This is a genomic window from Micromonospora sp. NPDC049049, assembly GCF_040649115.1.
Taxonomy (GTDB): domain Bacteria; phylum Actinomycetota; class Actinomycetes; order Mycobacteriales; family Micromonosporaceae; genus Micromonospora.
In genome coordinates, this window is record NZ_JBEZEX010000041.1 from 22,704 (window position 1) to 39,325 (window position 16,622).

A 16,622-nucleotide genomic window follows, 5' to 3' on the forward strand; every position below is an offset into this window, starting at 1 on the left:
CCGCACCGGACCCCCGTCCGGGCATCCCGAACGCCCCGCCGCGTTCCGGTTCGGGCGTTTCGTCGGTCACCGTCGGCGGTACAACAGGTCGGCGACCGGCCGACCGGCAGTGATCGCCCGACGTTCGAACTTCGTCACCGGTCGGTGCGCCGGCCGTGGCGCGAAGCCGCCGTACGCGTCGATCAGCTCCGGGTCCGCGTCGAGGGTCACCCGCATCGCCTCGGCGTACTCGGCCCAGTCGGTCGCGCAGTGCAGCATCCCGCCGGGGCGCAGCCGGGACCGCAGCAGCGCCACGTGCGTCGGCTGGATGATCCGCCGCTTGTGGTGGCGGGACTTCGGCCACGGGTCCGGGAAGAAGACGTGCACGGCGTCCAACACACCCTCGGGCAAGCCGTTGACCAGGGACAACGCGTCGCCCTCCGCCACCCGTACGTTGCGCAGGCCACCGCGCTCCACCAGGTGCAGCAGGTTGGCGATTCCGGGCGTGTGCACCTCGACCGCCAGATAATCTCGATCCGGGTCGGCGGCAGCCATCGCAGCGGTGGTGTCGCCCATGCCCGAGCCGATCTCCAGCACCACGGGCGCCCGGCGACCGAACAGGTCGGCCAGGTCGACGGGCAGCACAGGTCCGTCCGGCACATCCAGGCCGTACGCGGGCCAGAGCCGGCTCAGCGCGTCGGTCTGCCGGTCGCTCATCCGACCCCGGCGGGGGTGGAACGTGCGGATCGTCCGGCTCGCGGGCGGGACGGCGGGGTCATGGTCGATGGCGGTCACAGCGAAACGAGCGTACGCGACGCCGCCAGCAGATCGGATGTGATGTGCGACCGGAAATGAGAGGATCCAACTGGTACGGCAGGTCGGGTGCTCCGCTGCCCGACACGGCCGCACGGCGTCGAGAGGGGGCATCGTGACAGTGACCCACGGCGTCGTGACGCTGTCGCTGGTGACCGTGCTGGCCGGCCCCCTGCTCGCCGCCGCGCCCGCCCTCGCCGCGCCCGAGCGGGCGGTTGCCGTCGCGCCCGCGCCGCAGCCCGGAGGGCCGCCCGGCGGAGCTCCCCAACCGACTCCGGCGGTGGACATCTTCGTCGAGGTCAGCCCCAGCACGGTGCAGCCCGGATACCTGGTCGGCATCCGGGCCAGTTGTCGGGACAACTCGGTGGGCGCCACGGTGGTCTCCGACGCCTTCGGGGCGGTCGGCGTGCAGCCCCAGCGTGGGGTGCTCACCGCCGCGCCGATGGTCCGCGAGCGCACCCGCCCCGGCAACTACCGGGTCAAGCTGGAGTGCCGCGACGGCGAGACCGCCTCGACAATGCTCCAGGTGGTCAAGAAGGTCCCCGTCCAGCCGAGCCGGGGTCCGGCGACCGGGTTCGGTGGGAGCAGCGGCGGGATCACCGGCAAGCTGCTGCTGCCTGGCGGCGCGGCACTGATCATCACCGGGCTGGTCCTCGCCGTGATGGCGCTGCGTCGTCCCCGAGCCGCCGTGCGTCGCTGAGGCTGCCATGACGATCTTCCGCCCCACGCCACCGCCAGCCGGTTCACGCCCGCCGTCGCCTGGCCGTCCCGCCTCGCCGCCGGCCGCTGCCCGCCAGCCGTTCGCCGGCCGCCCGGCCTCGCCACCCGATGACGTCCGGCTGCGGTTGGACGACGGTTGGCCGGGCTCCGACCGCCCGCCAGGTCCTCAACGCCCGCCGCATTCCCAGCGCCCGCCAGACCCCGAGCGCCCGTCGGTGGCCGCGCGTCCGCCGACCGCCGTCGCCCCCCGGCGTAGTCGTCCGTCCGGGCGCAGCCCCTGGTCCATACCGTTGGCTGTGGTGTTGGTGTTGGCCGGCGTCTTCGCCACCGGGGCGGGGCTGGGCCGTTCGGTCGGCCCGTTCGACCTGGCCCCGACCGGCGGTGACCGACCGGCCCGCAGTGAGTCGGTCGGGCTGTCGGCCAGTCGCCCGGTGCGCCTCTCGGTGCCGGCGATCAAGGTGACCGCGCCGGTGGCGCCCGTCGGGCAGGCGCGGGACGGCTCGATCGCCGTACCGCCGTTGGAACGACACAACGAGACCGGCTGGTACGACCGGGGGCCCACGCCCGGTGAGCCTGGCCCTGCGGTGATCGTCGGGCACGTGGACACGAAGAGCGGCCCGTCGGTCTTCTACGACCTGGGCAAGCTCAAGCCGGGCGACCTGGTCGAGGTCGCCCGTGCGGACCGGTCGACGGTGATCTTCAAGGTCGACACCGTGGAGCACTTCCCGAAGGACCAGTTGCCCGCCGAGCGCATCTACGGCCACGACGGCCCCGCCGGGCTGCGGTTGATCACCTGCGGCGGCCAGTTCATCGGTGGACGCACCGGCTACGCCGACAACGTGATCGCCTTCGCCACCCTCCAGTCCTCCCGCAAGCCCTGAGACGCCCCGGCCAGGGCGGCCAGGGCCGTACGCCCGTAGGCCCCGCCGTGCCGCCCGCCTGAGCGGCCACCTGCTCGTGGAAGCGGCCGCTGCCGCTTGATCGACTCGGGATCATTGAAGTCGGGGTGTCGGACCGACCCAGACACCCCGGTTTCGCTGAACCCGAGTGGATCAAGCCGACGGCGGCGCACACAGATCAGGGCTCGGCGAGCCGTGGCGCGACCTGGTGCCACATGAGGTGCGTATCGGGAATGCCGTGCAGCAGCAGAACGGGCGGCCCGCTTCCGCCCCGGCGCCGTGGATCCTCGCGCCGGGCGTGTCGATGTCGAACTCTTCGAACCCGTCGAACATGACCAGGATCCCCCGCGCCTTGGGATGCGCCCTGAACGAACGGCGTGGAAAGGCTGGCAGGGCGACTGGTGGCCGACTACCGCTCGGTCTGCCTCGACGCTATCAACGGCGACAGCCGGTCCGGCGCGACTTGACCTCAACCAGCATTCAGGTCCTAGCGTCGCTGACACGAGGTATGGAAGCGGATCCGAAGCACTGGACCGCGGCTGATCGGAGACACGCGTGCGGGCGATCCAGGTTTCTGAGTACGGGGGTCCAGAGGTTCTGAACCTGGTGGACCTGCCCGATCCGCAAGCCAGGGAGGGGGAGGTCATCGTTCGGGCCGAGGCCGTGGACACGATCTACCTTGAGACTCAGATCCGCGGTGGCTGGGGTGAGATGTTCGCTGTCACCCCGCCGTACACACCGGGCGGCGCAGCGGCGGGAACTGTGGTCTCCGCCGGTCCGGGCGTCTCTGCGTCCTGGCTTGGCCGCCAGGTCGTTGCGGGTGCCGGGACGCGGGGTTCATACGCTGAACTGGTTCGGGCGAGCGTCGACCGGCTGGTGCCGGTCCCCGACGGACTGAGCCTGCGGGAAGCGGCTGCTCTCGCACACGACGGCGTGACCGCCATGGGCATCATCGACAGTGTCGGCGTCAAGCCGGGCGACCGGGTCCTGATCCTGGGGGCCGCGGGCGGCATGGGAACGCTGCTTGTCCAGCTCGCCCACCGTCTCGGCGCGCAGGTCGTGGGAGCGGCCCGTGGCGCGGACAAGCTCACACTGGTACGACGGCTCGGCGCCGACGCTGTCGTCGACTACGCGGGTGACGGATGGACCGACGCGGTACGCGAAGCCCTTGGCGGTCTGTCCGTCGATGTGCTGCTGGACGGTGTCGGGGGAAAACTCGGCAGCGACGCCTTCCATCTGGTGGCCGACGGCGGGCGGGTTTCGGCCCATGGGGCGGCGAGTGGCGAGTTCGCCACGGTGGACCTGGAAAGTGCGCAGGCGCGCGGCATCGACGTACACGGCATCGCGGACGTTCAGTTCGAGGCGCCGGAGATGGTGCGGCTCGCGGGCAGGGCCCTGACCGAGGCGGCGCAGGGGCGGATACGCCCGGTGATCGCACGCGAGTACCCACTGTCTTGCGCGGCTGAGGCTCACCGCGCGATGGAGGCGCGCTCGATCTCGGGCAAGGCCCTCCTCATTCCGTGAGACGTGGCAGTCGCTCAGGGCTGGGGGACGTGCAGCGCCACCTCGAACTCCAGCAGGCTGGCACCGGTGGAGACCGGGGGACGGGGCTTGTCGCCGGGGGCGGCGGCGTGGGCGGCGCGCGACGGGCCGGCGGCCCACGCCTGGAACGCTTCTTCGCTCTCCCACTTCGTGTAGACGAAGTAGCGGGTCTCGCCGGCCACCGGGCGGAGGAGTTCGAAGCCGAGGAAGCCGGGGGAGTTCTCCACAGCTCCGGCCCGCGCGGCGAACCGCTTCTCCAACTCCGCGCCGCCACCGGGCGGGACGTCGATTGCGTTGATCTTCACGACTGCCATCTGCCCACCCTAGCCAAACTCAGAACGTCTCGACCGCGGGCACCAGATCAGCGTCGACCACGATCGGCGCGTGGTCGGAGGGTCCCTTGCCCTTGCGGGCCTCCCGGTCCACGTACGCGGTGCGGACCGCTCGGGCGAACGGCGCGGACGCGTACACCAGGTCGATTCTCATGCCCTTGTTCTGGTGGAACATGCCGGCCCGGTAGTCCCAGTAGGTGTAGGGGTGCGGGCCCTTCATCGGGGTGGGCACGACGTCGCTGAGGCCCAGGTCGCGCAGCGCCGCGAGGGCTGCCCGCTCGGCCGGGGTGACGTGCGTGGAGTGGGTGAAGACCGCCGGGTCCCAGACGTCGGCGTCGGTCGGGGCGACGTTGAAGTCGCCGCAGACCGCCAGCGGCAGACCGCCGGCCAGCTCGGCGTCCAGCGCGTCGCGTAGCGCCGCGAACCAGGCCAACTTGTACGCGTAGTGCGGGTCTTCCGGCGTCCGGCCGTTGGGCACGTACACCGACCAGACCCGCACCCCGTCGCAGGTAGCCGAGATGGCCCGGGCCTCGGGCTCGGGGAAGCCGGGCTCGTCGGCGAACCCGACCCGGACGTCGTCCAGCCCGACCCGGGACAGGATGGCCACCCCGTTCCACCGGCCGTCGCTGTGGCTGGCCACGGTGTAGCCCAGCGCGCCGACCTCGGCAACCGGGAAGGCGCCGTCGGGGCACTTCGTCTCCTGAAGGCAGACGACGTCCGGCCCGGTGTCGGCCAGCCACTCCAGCAGCCGGGGTAGGCGGGCCTTCACCGAGTTGACGTTCCAGGTCGCCAGGCGCATGCCCCCAGCCTGCCGCATTCGCCGCCGCGACGCCGGGTCAGCCGGCCGGGGTGTCGCCGGGACGGGTCTGTTCGGCCAGGAACCGTTCCAGTTCGGCGCCGAGTTCGTCGGCGGTGGGCAGTGGGCCGGCATCAGGGGCGAGCAGGCTCTTCTCGCCCCGACCTCGGGCGAACGCGTCGTACTGCTCCTCCAGGGCCTGGACCAGGGCCGCGGCGTCCTCGGTCTGCGCCACCTGCCTGTCGATCTCCACCCGGACCACCTCGGCGGCCGAGCGCAGCCCGTCGCCGGGCAGCAGCAGCCCGGTGCTGCGCGACACGGAGGTGAGCAGCACCTCGGCGGCTGCCGGGTATTCGGTCTGCGCCACGTAGTGCGGCACGTGGGCGGCGAAGCCCAGCGCGTCGCGGCCCTGTTCGCCGAGGCGGAACTCCAGCAGGTGACCGACGCTGCCGGGCACCTGGACGCGTTGCAACCACGGCTCGTAGCCGGCGATCAGCTCGGGGCGGGTGGCGTGCGCTGTCACCCCGGTCGGCCGGGTGTGCGGGACCGCCATCGGGATCGAGTTGAGCCCCACTGTGAGCCGGACGTCCAGCCGGGTGGCGAGCCCGGCCACGGCGGCCACGAAACGCTCCCACTGGAGGTCCGGTTCGGGGCCGGTGAGCAGCAGGAACGGGGTCTCGTCGTCGTCCTGCAGCAGGTGCAGCTCCAGCTTGGGCGCGTCGACGCTCTCCCAGTGGTCCTCGACGAAGGTCATCACCGGTCGTCGCGACCGGTAGTCGAAGAGCTGGTCGACGTCGAACGTGGCGATCGGCCGACCCTCCAGCGAGGTGAGCAGCTGCTCACGCGCCAGTCGGCTGGCGTTTCCGGCGTCCACGAACCCGGTGAGGGCCTGGATCAGGACCGGCTGCCCGAGGTCGGGCAGATCATCGGTGAGCTGGTAGAGCTCGTGTGGGTCGAGCACCGGTGCGGACCTCCCTGAAATGTGCCTGCGGGGTGCCGTCGCGACGGAGGGCACCCGTTCGGGCAACGTACCCGCCATCCTGGCGCATTCCTTCGTCGGGCGATCCGTTGGCCGGGTGGTGGGCGTGACCGGACTAATCGTCTGTTTACGCCACCAGGCCGAGCCTCGTGGCCGATCGGCCGAGGGGCGGTTCGGCCCAAAGGCCGAGTTTGTCGATCATGTTGGGCTCAGGGGTGGAATGTTCGCTTCCGTCCTGGCCCGTGCGGGTCCGCGTGCGGCGCCAGCTTCATCCGGTACGCGAGGTCCGTTCCCCGGGCGGGTCACCCCGCCCGGGTCGTCCACCAGTACGGCTCCGATCTGTGTCGAGCGCCACGTGATCACCGTGCGTGATCGGGGTTTCCACCTGCCTAGCCTCGGTTGATGCGTGACGACGGCACCCTCGACGACCCGTACGCCCCGAGCAGCCCCACTGCCGATACGGAGGATGGCACCTCAACCGAACGGACAACCGCCGCGACCCGGCTTCGGGCGTACGCCCGGGACCTGACCGGTCGACGCCGGGCACAGCTGGCGCTCGCCACCGGTGTGGTGTGCTGCCTCGGTCTGACCGCCGTCGTCCAGGTTCGTAACGAGGACGCCGACGCGGCGACGCGGAGTGGATCGCTCTCCAGCTCCGAGCTGGCGCAGCGCGCCGAGCAGCAGCGCGCCTCCCGTTCCCTCGACCGCACGGTCGTCCCGAGCGCCTCCGCCGCCGCCCAGTCCGCCGCGGCGAGCCCCGCCGATCCGGACACCAGCGCGCCGGCCCGCAAGGTCGCCCCGGTTCGCCCGACCGACCCGGCGCCCGTCGCCGGGCTGGACGAGGACCAGATGGAGAACGCCGAGGCGATCGTCCGTACCGGCCGCAAGATGGGGGTGCCGCGCCGGGGTCTGGTGATCGCGGTGGCCACCGCCATGCAGGAGAGCAACCTCTACAACGTGGCCAGTGGCGTGCTGCCCGAGTCGCAGGACTATCCGCACCAGGGCGTCGGCTGGGACCACGACTCGGTCGGGTTGTTCCAGCAGCGTTCCAGCAGCGGCTGGGGCCCGGTGGGGCAGCTGATGGACCCCGAGTTCGCCACCCGGCAGTTCCTCAGCGCGCTGGAGCAGGTGCCCGGCTGGCAGCGGATGCGGCTCACCGACGCCGCCCAGGCGGTGCAGGTCTCCGCGTACCCCGAGCACTACCAGCAGCACGAGTGGCGGGCCACCCGGGTCGTTGACGCCATCGTGCCGGCGGGGCGGTAACCTACCGCCCACTATGGACGGTCAGGGTTGAGGCTGTCGGATCCCGGGTACATGTGTTGCAGGTTCGGGGTACACATGACTACGGGACCATCGACAGGAGGACGCCATGTCACTGATGCAGCGGATCACCACGTTCCTGAGATCGCCGAAGGGGCAGCAGTTGGTCGAGCGAGGCCGTCGGGAGATGGCCAAGCCGGGCAACCAGCAGAAGCTGAAGGGGTTGGCGGCCCGGCTGTCCAACCGCCGCCGCTGACCGTTCCATCGGCCGCCCTGCCCACCGTTTCCACCCCTGGGGAGACCTGGTGACCGACACCCCGCCCGTCGGCGGTCAGCCCGCCGTCCCTACTCCGCAGCCGTCCGTCGACCTGCCGGCCGGGCCGGTGGACGCCCCCGAGGGTCCGCCGGCCCGGCTCTGGGACCGGATGCGTGACGACCCGCAGTACGCGCCGGAGCACCTTGCCCTGGAGGCGGTGCGCCGCCTGGGGCCGGAAGCCGCGCAGTGGGCCGCCCGGGCCCGGGTCGAGCAGCCCGGGGTTTCCGCCGAGGCCCTGGCCGACCAGGCAGCCCGCAAGTTCGTCAACCTGGCCCGACTGTCCGGCGCGGTCTCCGGCGCGGCCGGGCTGCCCGGCGCGGTGATCGACGTGGGCGTGCTGGCCTGGACCCAAGCGCGGATGGCCCTGCACATCGCCGCCGCGTACGGCGTCGACCCCCTGCACAGCGACCGGGCCACCGACCTGTTGGTGCTCCAGCGGGTGCACAAGGTCGCCGAGAGCGCCAGGCTGGCGCTCGGCGTGGCCGCCGGGCGGGAGCGCGCCGACGCGCTATTCGGCCTGGGCGGCCAGCGTCCGCTGGGTCGGGTCATGCTGCAACTCGGCGTCCGGCTGGCCCAGATGGCCGGCGTGCGGGCCGCGAAACGGATGGTCGCCAAGATCGTGCCCGGTGCGGCAATCGTGCTCGGCACCTGGGCCAATTCGTCGGCCACAAAGGATCTCGCCCAGCGGTCCCGGGCGCTCTACGGCTCCCGCGGCAACGGCGTCCCGGAGCCGCGCCAACCCTGACGGCCCGTCCGGGCCGTCAGCTGGCCAGGCCGGAGGAGCGCCAGGTCACCTCGGCGATCCGGCCCTGGCCGGTGGCGTTGGGGTGGAACCAGTCCAGCGGGTTGAGCAGGTCCAGGGTGAATCGGACCTTGTGCAACGCGCCGCCGTCGTGCCGGCACCGTGATCCGTACGCCCGGCAGGCCGCCTTCAACTCGGCGTTGTAGGCGTCGATCCGGTCCCGGACGGCGGCCCGGCGCGCCCGGTCGGCGGGCGCGGTCGAGGTCGCCTCGGCGAGCAGGGCCGGGCAGATGCCCCGCCGCCACGCGCGGGTGGCCCGTTCGTCGTCGTGCCCGACCTCCCAGAGCCGGTACAGGTCGGGGATGCTCACCACCAGCACCCGGGCCTTGGGCCGGCCGGTCCGCAGGACCCGCAGCCCTTTGTCGACGTCGGCCCGGAACTGCGCCACCGGTGTCATCGCGTCGACCCCGCCCCGACAGACGTCGTTGGCGCCGATCAGCACTGTGACGTAGTCGGCGCGGTCGCGTACCGCCGCCTGGGCCTGACCGACGAGGGCGTCCGCGCGGGCGCCGGGACGGGCATGGTTGTACGTCCGGTCGCGGATCGCCGAATTCTGTTCGAGCAGCCGCCGGTAGTGGCTCTGCACCCGCAGCCCGTCCCCGGTCGACCAGGAGTTGCGCTCGCAGGAGGTGAGCACCAGGCAGGAGGCGAAGCCGGTGCTGATCGAGTCGCCGAGAGCGGCGATGCCGCCGGGCCCGGTCGACGGCCTGCCGCTCGTGGTGGGACGGGGCTCCGCGGAGTTGCCGCCCTCGCAGGCCAGTGCGACCAGCGCCGCGAGACAGGCCAGTGCGGCGACCCAGCGTCGAGGCATGACGTCTCCCGTTCCCGCAGCACAGAGCGACAGCGCGGTAACTCTATGCGCAGGATGTGGTTGGCCGGGAAGTTGCTGTCGGGTATGCGGCAGAGTGCCGACGCGGAAGCCGTAGAGGTGCTATGCGTCCCGCCACGGTGCCCGTTGACCGTGCAGCCACCAGTGCAATGCCCGGGTGATCCGAGGCAGCACCAGATAGGTCATCAGCGGGGTCAGGCAGAGCGTCATCAGCAGCACCCGGGCCGCCAGCGGCATCGCGTCGAGGAAGCGGCTCGTCAGCAGGGTGGCGGTCAGGCTCAGGGGGAAGAACGCCAGCCAGATGGTCACCGCCTGCTTCCAGCGGGGCGGCGACGGGGGCGGGGCCAACTCCACCGGGTCCACCGAGTGCTCCAGCGGCCTGTCGAACCAGCCCTCGATCCCGGTACGCCGCTCCACCCGGGTGTGCTCGACGATGCCCTGCGCCGAGCTGAGCCACCAGTGCCGCTGCGGCGACTCCTCCCACCGGCGCAGCGTCTCGGCGTCGGCGAAGCGGTAGAGCATGTGCCACTCCGGCGAACCGGGCCCGCTCTGCACCCAGCCGGCGCCGAGAAACCCGGGGAACGCCTCGGCCAGCGCCGTGCCGGCCCGCATCCAGGCCACCATCTCGCTGGCCCGGCCGGGATCGACGCGGCGGGCGATGGAGACGGTCACCGGCACGGCGAGGGTCATTGACATACGCCCATCCTGCGGTCGACCGGGGCCGCGGCGCGAACGGATGTGCCGGAGCACACCGGCGGGCGCGGGTGTGCAGGCGCGCGGTACAGGTTAATCCGGCCGATCGGGGGTAGCTCCGTAAGCATGACGAGATCGCAGCCCCGGCGCGCCCGTGGCACGGTCGGCCATGCGAACAGCGCGTTGAACCTTCGGCTCACGCTCGCCAGCTTCGGGTTGGTGATCATGGTGCTCTTCGCGGTGCTGGCGTTCTGGGCCGGCATCGCCTGGCTCGGCGTACTCTGCGCGATCTTCGCCGTGGTCGCCGTGGTCGACCTGGTCGTGATCCAGCGCCGCCGCGCCGCCCGCCGCCGCGAGGAGCCGGGCGTACGACACTCGTTGTTCGAGTGACAGGAGGACGGAATGCCCCACATCGCCACCACCAACCCCGCCACCGGACAGGTGCTCAAGACCTATGAGGCGATGTCCACCGAGCAACTCGACGACGCCATCGAGCGCACCGACCTCGCGTTCCACCAGCTGCGGGCGACGACAGTCGACCAGCGCGCCCAGTGGATGAACGCCGCGGCCGACCTGCTGGACGCCGAGCGCGACGAGATCGCCCGGATCATGACCACGGAGATGGGCAAGACGTACGTCGCGGCGCAGGCCGAGGTGACCAAGTGCGCCACCGCCGCCCGCTTCTACGCCGACAAGGCCCCCGCGTTCCTCGCCGACGAGCCCGCCGACGCCGACGCCGTGAAGGCCACCCGGGCGTTCATCCGCTACCAGCCGATCGGCGTGGTGCTCGCGGTGATGCCGTGGAACTTCCCGCTCTGGCAGGTGATGCGCTTCGCCGCCCCGGCGCTGATGGCCGGCAACACAGGCCTGCTCAAGCACGCCTCGAACGTGCCGCAGACCGCGCTGCTGCTGGAGGACGTGTTCCGGCGAGCAGGCTTTCCCGAGGGAGCCTTCACCACAGTGCTGGTCGACTCGGAGGCCGTCGACCACATCCTCAGCGACCCCCGGGTACGCGCCGCGACGCTCACCGGCAGCGAGCCCGCGGGCCGGTCCATCGCGCAGATCGCCGGACGGGAGCTGAAGAAGACCGTCCTCGAACTCGGCGGCAGCGACCCCTTCGTGGTGATGCCCTCGGCCGACGTGGACCGGGCCGCCGAGGTTGCCACCACCGCCCGCTGCCAGAACAACGGCCAGTCCTGCATCGCCGCGAAGCGGTTCATCGTGCACACCGACGTGTTCGACGCCTTCGCCGAGAAGTTCGCCGCCAACATGGCCGCGCTGCGCGTCGGCGACCCGATGGACCCGAACACCGACGTCGGGCCGCTGGCCAGCGAGCGTGGCCGCGACGAGGTGCACGCCCAGGTCAGCGACGCGGTCGACAACGGGGCGACGGTGCTCTGCGGCGGCGAGCGGCCGAACGGCGACGGCTGGTTCTACCCGCCGACAGTGGTCACCGACCTCACCCCGCAGATGCGGATGTGGTCCGAGGAGGTCTTCGGCCCGGTCGCCGGCCTGTTCCGGGTCTCCTCGTACGAGGAGGCGATCGAGGTCGCCAACGGCACCAGCTTCGGGCTCGGCTCGAACGCCTGGACCCGGGACCCGGCCGAGCAGGAGCGCTTCGCCACCGACCTGGACGCCGGCAACGTCTTCATCAACGGGATGACCACCTCGTACCCCGAGTTGCCGTTCGGCGGTGTGAAGAACTCCGGGTACGGGCGGGAGCTGTCGGCGCTGGGCATGCGGGAGTTCTGCAACACCAAGACGGTCTGGGTGGGCGAGGGCGCCGCCTCGGCCGGCGCGGGGGCACACGCGGAATAGGGCACGCATCAGGGGACGCGGACGTGGGTAGGAGGTGTGCCCATGACGTCGTTCGGCTTTCACGCCTCGCATGAGCAGATCGGTCCGCGCGCCCTCCTGGAGGCGGTGATGCACGCCGAGCGGGCGGGCTTCGACGCCGCCATGTGCTCCGACCACTTCTCCCCGTGGAGCTCCCGGCAGGGCGAGTCCGGCTTCGCCTGGTCCTGGCTGGGCTCGGCGTTGCAGGCCACCGGCATGCCCTTCGGCGTGGTCAACGCGCCCGGCCAGCGGTACCACCCGGCGATCATCGCGCAGGCCATCGGCACCCTCGGCGCGATGTACCCGGGCCGGTTCTGGGCGGCCCTGGGCACCGGCGAGGCCAGCAACGAGCACATCACCGGCGACCCGTGGCCCCGCAAGGACGTGCGCGCCGCCCGGCTGCGGGAGTGCGTCGACGTGATCCGGGCCCTGCTGGCCGGCGAGGAGGTCAGCCACGACGGCCTGGTCCGGGTGGACCGCGCCAAGCTGTGGACCCGCCCCGAGCAGCCGCCCGCGCTGGTCGGCGCCGCCGTCAGCGTGGCCACCGCCCGCTGGTGCGCCGAATGGGCGGACGGGCTGATCACCGTGAACGCCCCGGTGGAGCACCTGCGCGAGATGATCGACGCGTACCGGGACGCGGGTGGGCGGGGGCCGCTGCACCTCCAGGTGCACGTCTCCTGGGCGCCCGAGCAGGCCCAGGCCGAGGCGCTCGCGTACGACCAGTGGCGCAGCAACGTCTTCGCCCCGCCGGTCTGCTGGGACCTGGAGACCGTCGAACACTTCGACGTGGTCTCCGCCGACGTGCCGGCGCAGCGGGTCGCTGAAGTGGTGAACGTGTCGGCGGACCTGGGTCGGCACGTCGGCTGGCTGGAGGAGTACGCGCAGCTCGGCTTCGACCAGATCGCCCTGCACCACGTCGGGCAGGAGCAGCGCGGCTTCATCGACGCCTTTGGCGCGGAGGTGCTGCCGAAGTTGCGCCCGGGCGGCTGATCGAGGCCGGAACCGGCGTACCCCTAGGCTCGTACCCCATGGAAAGCCTGTTTCCGGTCGTCGTCTTCCTGGCGATCGCCACCCTGGGCGCCGCGTTGGCCCGCCGGCTCGGCCTGCTCGCGCCGATCGTGCTGGTCGTCCTCGGCCTGGCGCTCTCGTTCGTGCCGGGCTTCCCGCAGGTGCACCTCGAGCCGGAGTTGGTGCTGGTCGGCATCCTGCCGCCGCTGCTCTACGTGGCCGCGCTGGAGACCTCGGTGCCGGCGTTCAAAAACAACATCCGGCCGATCCTGCTGCTCGCGGTCGGCCTGGTGTTGTTCACCGCGTTCGTGGTCGGGTTGGTGCTGCACCTGCTGTTGCCGCAGCTGCCGTTCGCGATCTGCCTCGCCCTCGGCGCGGTGGTCGCCCCACCGGACGCCGTGGCCGCCACGGCCGTCGCCCGTCGGGTCGGGCTGCCCCGCCAGGTCGTCACCATTCTGGAGGGCGAGAGCCTGGTCAACGACGCGACAGCGCTCGTGCTGCTGCGGGTCGCGACGATGGCCACCATCGGCTCGGCCGTCGGCGCCGACAAGATCGCCATCGAGGTGCTGCGGTCCACCGGCGGCGGCATCCTGATCGGGGCGCTCGGGGCGCTGGTGTTCGGCTTCCTGCATCGGCGGATCACCGACCCGCTGCTGGACAACGCGCTGTCGTTGATCATCCCGTTCGCTGTGGTGTTCACCGCCGAACACCTGCACGCCTCCGGTGTGGTCGCCGTTGTCGTCACCGGCCTGGTGCTCGGGCACAAGCTGCCCCAGCTGCTGTCGGCGGCGTCCCGGTTGCAGATCGGCGCGTTCTGGCGGCTGGTCCGTTTCCTGCTGGAGGGCCTGGTCTTCCTCCTGGTCGGGCTGCAACTGCGGGAGGTGTTGCGCGACCTCGACGAGCCGATCGGCTCGCTCATCCTGATCACCTTCGCGGTGCTCGCCACCGTCTTCCTGACCCGGTTCGTCTGGCTCTTCCCGGCCACCTACCTGGCCCGGTTGGTCCCCCGGGTGCGCCGCCGTGACGCCCGGCCGTCACCGAAGTTCCCGATCATCATCGGCTGGGCCGGCATGCGGGGCGTGGTGACCCTGGCCGCCGCGCTGGCCCTGCCGCTGACCCTGGCCGACGACAAGCCGTACCCCAGGGCGTTGTTGATCTGGCTGGCCTTCGCCGTGATCGTTTTCACCCTGGTCGGCCAGGGCGCCACCCTGCCACTGGTCGCCCGCCGGTTGAAGCTGCCACCGGACGACGCGGTGCAGGACGCGCTCTCCGCTGCCGCCGTGCAGCAGCAGGCCAGCAAGGCCGCTCAGGACCGCCTCGACGAGTTGGCCGACGGCGCACCGGATGCTGTGGTGGACCGGCTACGCCGAGCGGTGGCGGACCGCACCAACATGGCGTGGGAACGACTCGGCGGCAACGAGCGGGAGACCCCGTCGCAGGCGTACGGTCGGCTGCGGCAGGAGATGATCGACGCCGAGCGGGACGTGTTCCGGGCGGCCCGGGACTCCGGTCGGATTCCTGAGGAAGTGTTGGTGCAGGCCTACCGTGACCTGGACCTGGAAGAGTCGTTGCTGCGAGAGGTTGAGAAGTGAGCTGTCAGCACCTGACCGAGGCCGGTGCCGCCGAGCCGCGTACCCCCGACGAGTGCGCGGACTGCGTCGCCATCGGCGACACCTACTGGGTGCACCTGCGCACCTGCCTGAGCTGCGGGCAGGTCGGCTGCTGTGACTCGTCGCCGAACCAGCACGCGAGCAAGCACTTCGCGTCCACCGGCCACCCGGTGATCCGCTCGGCGCAGCCGGGCGAGGCCTGGCGCTGGTGCTTCGTCGACGAGGAGATCGGCTGATCGTTCGCCGTCGGCCGTCGGCCGGGTCGGGCACGGTGGGCGGGACGGGCGTCGTCAGGCCGGGTTCAGCGGCTGATGACGTCGACGAGACGTTCGGTGGCGAGGCAGGAGACGAGGCAGCGTTCCTTCGCGTCACCGCTCAGCCGGGCGGTCCAGTCGGTGAGGCCGCCGTCGCCGATCTCCAGTCTGCCGTTCAGGGCGGTGATCCGCAGGGCGCAGCCCGTGTAGTAGCCGCGACCGCGAGATCGCTCCGGTTCGTCCACGAGCGGCACCGCACCTGCGTCGACTGCCGGTCGGACCATGTCGGCCAGCCGCTCCCGGACCGTCTCGTTGTCGAACGTGGTGACGTGCAGTTGAGGCGCGGCGGCCGGTGCCAGCTCGGCGAGGACGGTCTGCCAGTAGGTGAGGTGCCGGACCAGCAGCCGGGCCTGCGTGTCGCCCGAGCCGGTGTCCCGGGCGCTGGAGACCAGGGCGAAGAGCCGGAAGTGCGCCGACGCGGCGCTGCCGAAATCCTGCGCCCGCAACACCCGGTGGGCCGCGGCCAGGTGGACCTCGCTCTGTCGGCGGCGACGTACGGCCGCCTCGATGGCGAGGGCGTTTGTGGGATCGCTCAGCACCTCGCTGGCGCGCATCGTGGTGACGATCCTGTTCTGGCTGACCGGTGCGACAGCCGAGCAGGCGCCGACCGGTACGACCGGCGACAGTTCCACCCCGGCGACGTCGGCGGGCAGCAGTTGCCACATGCGGGCCTCCACCCGCGCGAGCGCGCGCGGGTCGGTGCGAGCCGGGCGGACGAAGCGGTCCTCGCGCCACCGTCGTACCACTTCGGACGGCCGCGCTGTCGCCGCCCGGTCGCGGGCCACGCTCAACAGCAGACTGCGCAGGTCCGCGCCGGAAAGCCCGGACAATGCGCTGCGGGACCCGGCCGGCATCGCCGCCCACACCCGACGCTCCGCGCCAGTCAGATCACCACCGGCCAGATCACCGCCAGTCGATCCACCGCCAGCCAGATCATCGTCAACCAGACCGCTGCCATCCATGGCGTCACCATGGCCCACTCGGCGCGTCCGATCCACCGCTTTTGCCGCGTGCCGGTGATTCGTCCACGTCATCAGCTCGACAGTGCCGGCCGCAGACACCCTGCCGGCGTGCCCCGAACTGTCCTGCGGAGCGCCACACCGCCACCGCTGTGCAGCCACCCATCAAGTGATCATCCAAGCCTGCCGGCTGCGCGTACCCCCGCCTATGCTTCACCGACGATGTGAGCGTCGACGGGGGACGGACATGATTGACACTGTCATCTTCGATGTGGGTGGGACGATTCTCGACGAGTCCCACGAGTTCGCTGCCTGGGCCGACTGGCTCGGCGTGCCCCGGCACACCTTCTCGGCGGTCTTCGGTGCGGTGATCGCCCGGGGTCTGGACTATCAGGAGACGTTCCGGGTCTTCCGGCCCGACTTCGATCTCGCCATCGAGCTGGAGCGTCGGGCGGCGGCCGGCCAGCCGGAGTCGTTCGCCGAGGAGGATCTCTACCCGGACGCGCGGGGATGCCTGAAGTCCTTGAAGGACCAGGGCCTGTTCGTGGGCCTGGCCGGTAACCAGCCGGCTCACGCGGAGGCGACCCTGCGCGATCTCGACCTTCCGGTGGACGTGATCGGCACGTCGCACGGGTGGGGTGTGGCGAAGCCGTCACCGGCGTTCTTCGAGCGGGTCGTCGCCGCGGGCGGTGGTGTCGCGTCGTCGATCCTGTACGTCGGCGACCGGCCCGACAACGACGTGCGCCCGGCCCTGGAGGCGGGCATGAAGACGTGCCTGATCCGACGCGGTCCGTGGGGGCACATCCTCGACGCCTCCACGGTGGCCGAGCGGTGCCTGTTCCGGATCGACTCGCTCGACGAACTCCCGAGCCTGGTGGCCGAGCACAACGCGGCCGGCGGTTGACCCGCCGGCCGTGCGAAGCGTGCGGTCCTGG

The 16,622-nt window shown here is 71.7% G+C and carries 19 protein-coding genes; 12 read left to right on the forward strand and 7 right to left on the reverse strand.

The window, feature by feature from the left end:
* Positions 1-66: 66 nt before the first annotated feature.
* Positions 67-696 (reverse strand): tRNA (guanosine(46)-N7)-methyltransferase TrmB, encoded by a 630-nt coding sequence (trmB, locus tag AB0B68_RS28910; RefSeq protein ID WP_357206151.1) that lies wholly within the window; start codon positions 694-696, stop codon positions 67-69.
* A gap of 208 nt (positions 697-904) precedes the next feature.
* Between trmB and AB0B68_RS28915 the strand changes: the two genes are divergently transcribed.
* The 3 genes from AB0B68_RS28915 (at position 905) to AB0B68_RS28925 (ending at position 3,935) form a co-directional block, all read left to right on the forward strand.
* Positions 905-1,492, forward strand: a complete 588-nt coding sequence (locus AB0B68_RS28915; protein ID WP_357264081.1) for a hypothetical protein — start codon at positions 905-907, stop codon at positions 1,490-1,492.
* 235 nt (positions 1,493-1,727) lie between these two features.
* On the forward strand, positions 1,728-2,393 hold the full coding sequence (locus tag AB0B68_RS28920; RefSeq protein WP_357264054.1) for a class F sortase: 666 nt from the start codon (positions 1,728-1,730) through the stop codon (positions 2,391-2,393).
* A 573-nt stretch (positions 2,394-2,966) separates the two neighbouring features.
* Positions 2,967-3,935, forward strand: a complete 969-nt coding sequence (locus AB0B68_RS28925; protein WP_357264057.1) for a zinc-binding dehydrogenase — start codon at positions 2,967-2,969, stop codon at positions 3,933-3,935.
* Positions 3,936-3,949: 14 nt separating this feature from the next.
* Here the strand turns inward: AB0B68_RS28925 and AB0B68_RS28930 are convergent, their stop codons facing one another.
* Genes AB0B68_RS28930 through AB0B68_RS28940 form a run of 3 tightly spaced genes read right to left on the reverse strand, consistent with a single transcriptional unit; the run spans position 3,950 to position 6,042 of the window.
* Positions 3,950-4,267, reverse strand: coding sequence for an antibiotic biosynthesis monooxygenase (locus tag AB0B68_RS28930; protein WP_145784112.1), 318 nt, complete (start codon positions 4,265-4,267; stop codon positions 3,950-3,952).
* Positions 4,268-4,286: 19 nt separating this feature from the next.
* Complete coding sequence (locus AB0B68_RS28935; RefSeq protein ID WP_357206145.1) at positions 4,287-5,084, reverse strand: exodeoxyribonuclease III; 798 nt, start codon at positions 5,082-5,084, stop codon at positions 4,287-4,289.
* Between the two features lie 37 nt (positions 5,085-5,121).
* Positions 5,122-6,042, reverse strand: coding sequence for a PAC2 family protein (locus AB0B68_RS28940; RefSeq protein ID WP_357206147.1), 921 nt, complete (start codon positions 6,040-6,042; stop codon positions 5,122-5,124).
* A 420-nt stretch (positions 6,043-6,462) separates the two neighbouring features.
* Here AB0B68_RS28940 and AB0B68_RS28945 point away from each other — a divergent pair, with 420 nt between their 5' ends.
* From AB0B68_RS28945 to AB0B68_RS28955, 3 genes are all read left to right on the forward strand, one after another.
* On the forward strand, positions 6,463-7,323 hold the full coding sequence (locus tag AB0B68_RS28945) for a peptidase M23 (protein ID WP_357264060.1): 861 nt from the start codon (positions 6,463-6,465) through the stop codon (positions 7,321-7,323).
* Positions 7,324-7,429: 106 nt separating this feature from the next.
* Positions 7,430-7,576, forward strand: coding sequence for a hypothetical protein (locus AB0B68_RS28950; protein WP_167457721.1), 147 nt, complete (start codon positions 7,430-7,432; stop codon positions 7,574-7,576).
* A 49-nt stretch (positions 7,577-7,625) separates the two neighbouring features.
* Positions 7,626-8,381 (forward strand): EcsC family protein, encoded by a 756-nt coding sequence (locus tag AB0B68_RS28955; RefSeq protein WP_357264063.1) that lies wholly within the window; start codon positions 7,626-7,628, stop codon positions 8,379-8,381.
* Between the two features lie 16 nt (positions 8,382-8,397).
* Here the strand turns inward: AB0B68_RS28955 and AB0B68_RS28960 are convergent, their stop codons facing one another.
* On the reverse strand, positions 8,398-9,249 hold the full coding sequence (locus AB0B68_RS28960) for a GDSL-type esterase/lipase family protein (protein WP_357207257.1): 852 nt from the start codon (positions 9,247-9,249) through the stop codon (positions 8,398-8,400).
* 120 nt (positions 9,250-9,369) lie between these two features.
* Positions 9,370-9,963 (reverse strand): antibiotic biosynthesis monooxygenase, encoded by a 594-nt coding sequence (locus tag AB0B68_RS28965; RefSeq protein WP_357207259.1) that lies wholly within the window; start codon positions 9,961-9,963, stop codon positions 9,370-9,372.
* A 123-nt stretch (positions 9,964-10,086) separates the two neighbouring features.
* Between AB0B68_RS28965 and AB0B68_RS28970 the strand changes: the two genes are divergently transcribed.
* The 5 genes from AB0B68_RS28970 to AB0B68_RS28990 are packed head-to-tail and all read left to right on the forward strand — an operon-like array spanning position 10,087 to position 14,650.
* Positions 10,087-10,350: a DUF6343 family protein gene (locus tag AB0B68_RS28970; protein WP_091401582.1), complete on the forward strand. Its 264-nt coding sequence runs from the start codon at positions 10,087-10,089 to the stop codon at positions 10,348-10,350.
* A gap of 12 nt (positions 10,351-10,362) precedes the next feature.
* The gene (locus AB0B68_RS28975) at positions 10,363-11,778 is read left to right on the forward strand and encodes an NADP-dependent succinic semialdehyde dehydrogenase (RefSeq protein ID WP_357230711.1); all 1,416 of its coding nucleotides are present in this window, start codon (positions 10,363-10,365) and stop codon (positions 11,776-11,778) included.
* A 42-nt stretch (positions 11,779-11,820) separates the two neighbouring features.
* Positions 11,821-12,786 (forward strand): TIGR03885 family FMN-dependent LLM class oxidoreductase, encoded by a 966-nt coding sequence (locus AB0B68_RS28980; protein ID WP_355007188.1) that lies wholly within the window; start codon positions 11,821-11,823, stop codon positions 12,784-12,786.
* Positions 12,787-12,824: 38 nt separating this feature from the next.
* Positions 12,825-14,396, forward strand: a complete 1,572-nt coding sequence (locus tag AB0B68_RS28985; protein WP_357207263.1) for a Na+/H+ antiporter — start codon at positions 12,825-12,827, stop codon at positions 14,394-14,396.
* Positions 14,393-14,650: a UBP-type zinc finger domain-containing protein gene (locus AB0B68_RS28990; protein WP_091401591.1), complete on the forward strand. Its 258-nt coding sequence runs from the start codon at positions 14,393-14,395 to the stop codon at positions 14,648-14,650. The genes AB0B68_RS28985 and AB0B68_RS28990 overlap by 4 nt, the downstream gene beginning before the upstream one ends.
* 65 nt (positions 14,651-14,715) lie before the next feature.
* On the opposite strand, the gene AB0B68_RS28995 is transcribed toward AB0B68_RS28990, so the two are convergent.
* Positions 14,716-15,690, reverse strand: coding sequence for a hypothetical protein (locus tag AB0B68_RS28995; protein WP_357264066.1), 975 nt, complete (start codon positions 15,688-15,690; stop codon positions 14,716-14,718).
* 244 nt (positions 15,691-15,934) lie between these two features.
* Here AB0B68_RS28995 and AB0B68_RS29000 point away from each other — a divergent pair, with 244 nt between their 5' ends.
* Positions 15,935-16,591 (forward strand): HAD family hydrolase, encoded by a 657-nt coding sequence (locus AB0B68_RS29000; protein WP_357264069.1) that lies wholly within the window; start codon positions 15,935-15,937, stop codon positions 16,589-16,591.
* Positions 16,592-16,622: the final 31 nt, after the last annotated feature.

Bases quoted from the DNA above. Each gene is read 5' to 3' on its own strand.
- AB0B68_RS28935 (WP_357206145.1), bottom strand. From the start codon at position 5,084: ATGCGCCTGGCGACCTGGAACGTCAACTCGGTGAAGGCCCGCCTACCC.
- AB0B68_RS28930 (WP_145784112.1), bottom strand. From the start codon at position 4,267: ATGGCAGTCGTGAAGATCAACGCAATCGACGTCCCGCCCGGTGGCGGC.
- AB0B68_RS28975 (WP_357230711.1), top strand. From the start codon at position 10,363: ATGCCCCACATCGCCACCACCAACCCCGCCACCGGACAGGTGCTCAAG.
- AB0B68_RS28950 (WP_167457721.1), top strand. From the start codon at position 7,430: ATGTCACTGATGCAGCGGATCACCACGTTCCTGAGATCGCCGAAGGGG.
- AB0B68_RS28960 (WP_357207257.1), bottom strand. From the start codon at position 9,249: ATGCCTCGACGCTGGGTCGCCGCACTGGCCTGTCTCGCGGCGCTGGTC.
- trmB (WP_357206151.1), bottom strand. From the start codon at position 696: ATGAGCGACCGGCAGACCGACGCGCTGAGCCGGCTCTGGCCCGCGTAC.
- AB0B68_RS28965 (WP_357207259.1), bottom strand. From the start codon at position 9,963: ATGTCAATGACCCTCGCCGTGCCGGTGACCGTCTCCATCGCCCGCCGC.
- AB0B68_RS28980 (WP_355007188.1), top strand. From the start codon at position 11,821: ATGACGTCGTTCGGCTTTCACGCCTCGCATGAGCAGATCGGTCCGCGC.
- AB0B68_RS28945 (WP_357264060.1), top strand. From the start codon at position 6,463: ATGCGTGACGACGGCACCCTCGACGACCCGTACGCCCCGAGCAGCCCC.
- AB0B68_RS29000 (WP_357264069.1), top strand. From the start codon at position 15,935: ATGATTGACACTGTCATCTTCGATGTGGGTGGGACGATTCTCGACGAG.
- AB0B68_RS28970 (WP_091401582.1), top strand. From the start codon at position 10,087: ATGACGAGATCGCAGCCCCGGCGCGCCCGTGGCACGGTCGGCCATGCG.
- AB0B68_RS28985 (WP_357207263.1), top strand. From the start codon at position 12,825: ATGGAAAGCCTGTTTCCGGTCGTCGTCTTCCTGGCGATCGCCACCCTG.
- AB0B68_RS28995 (WP_357264066.1), bottom strand. From the start codon at position 15,690: ATGGATGGCAGCGGTCTGGTTGACGATGATCTGGCTGGCGGTGGATCG.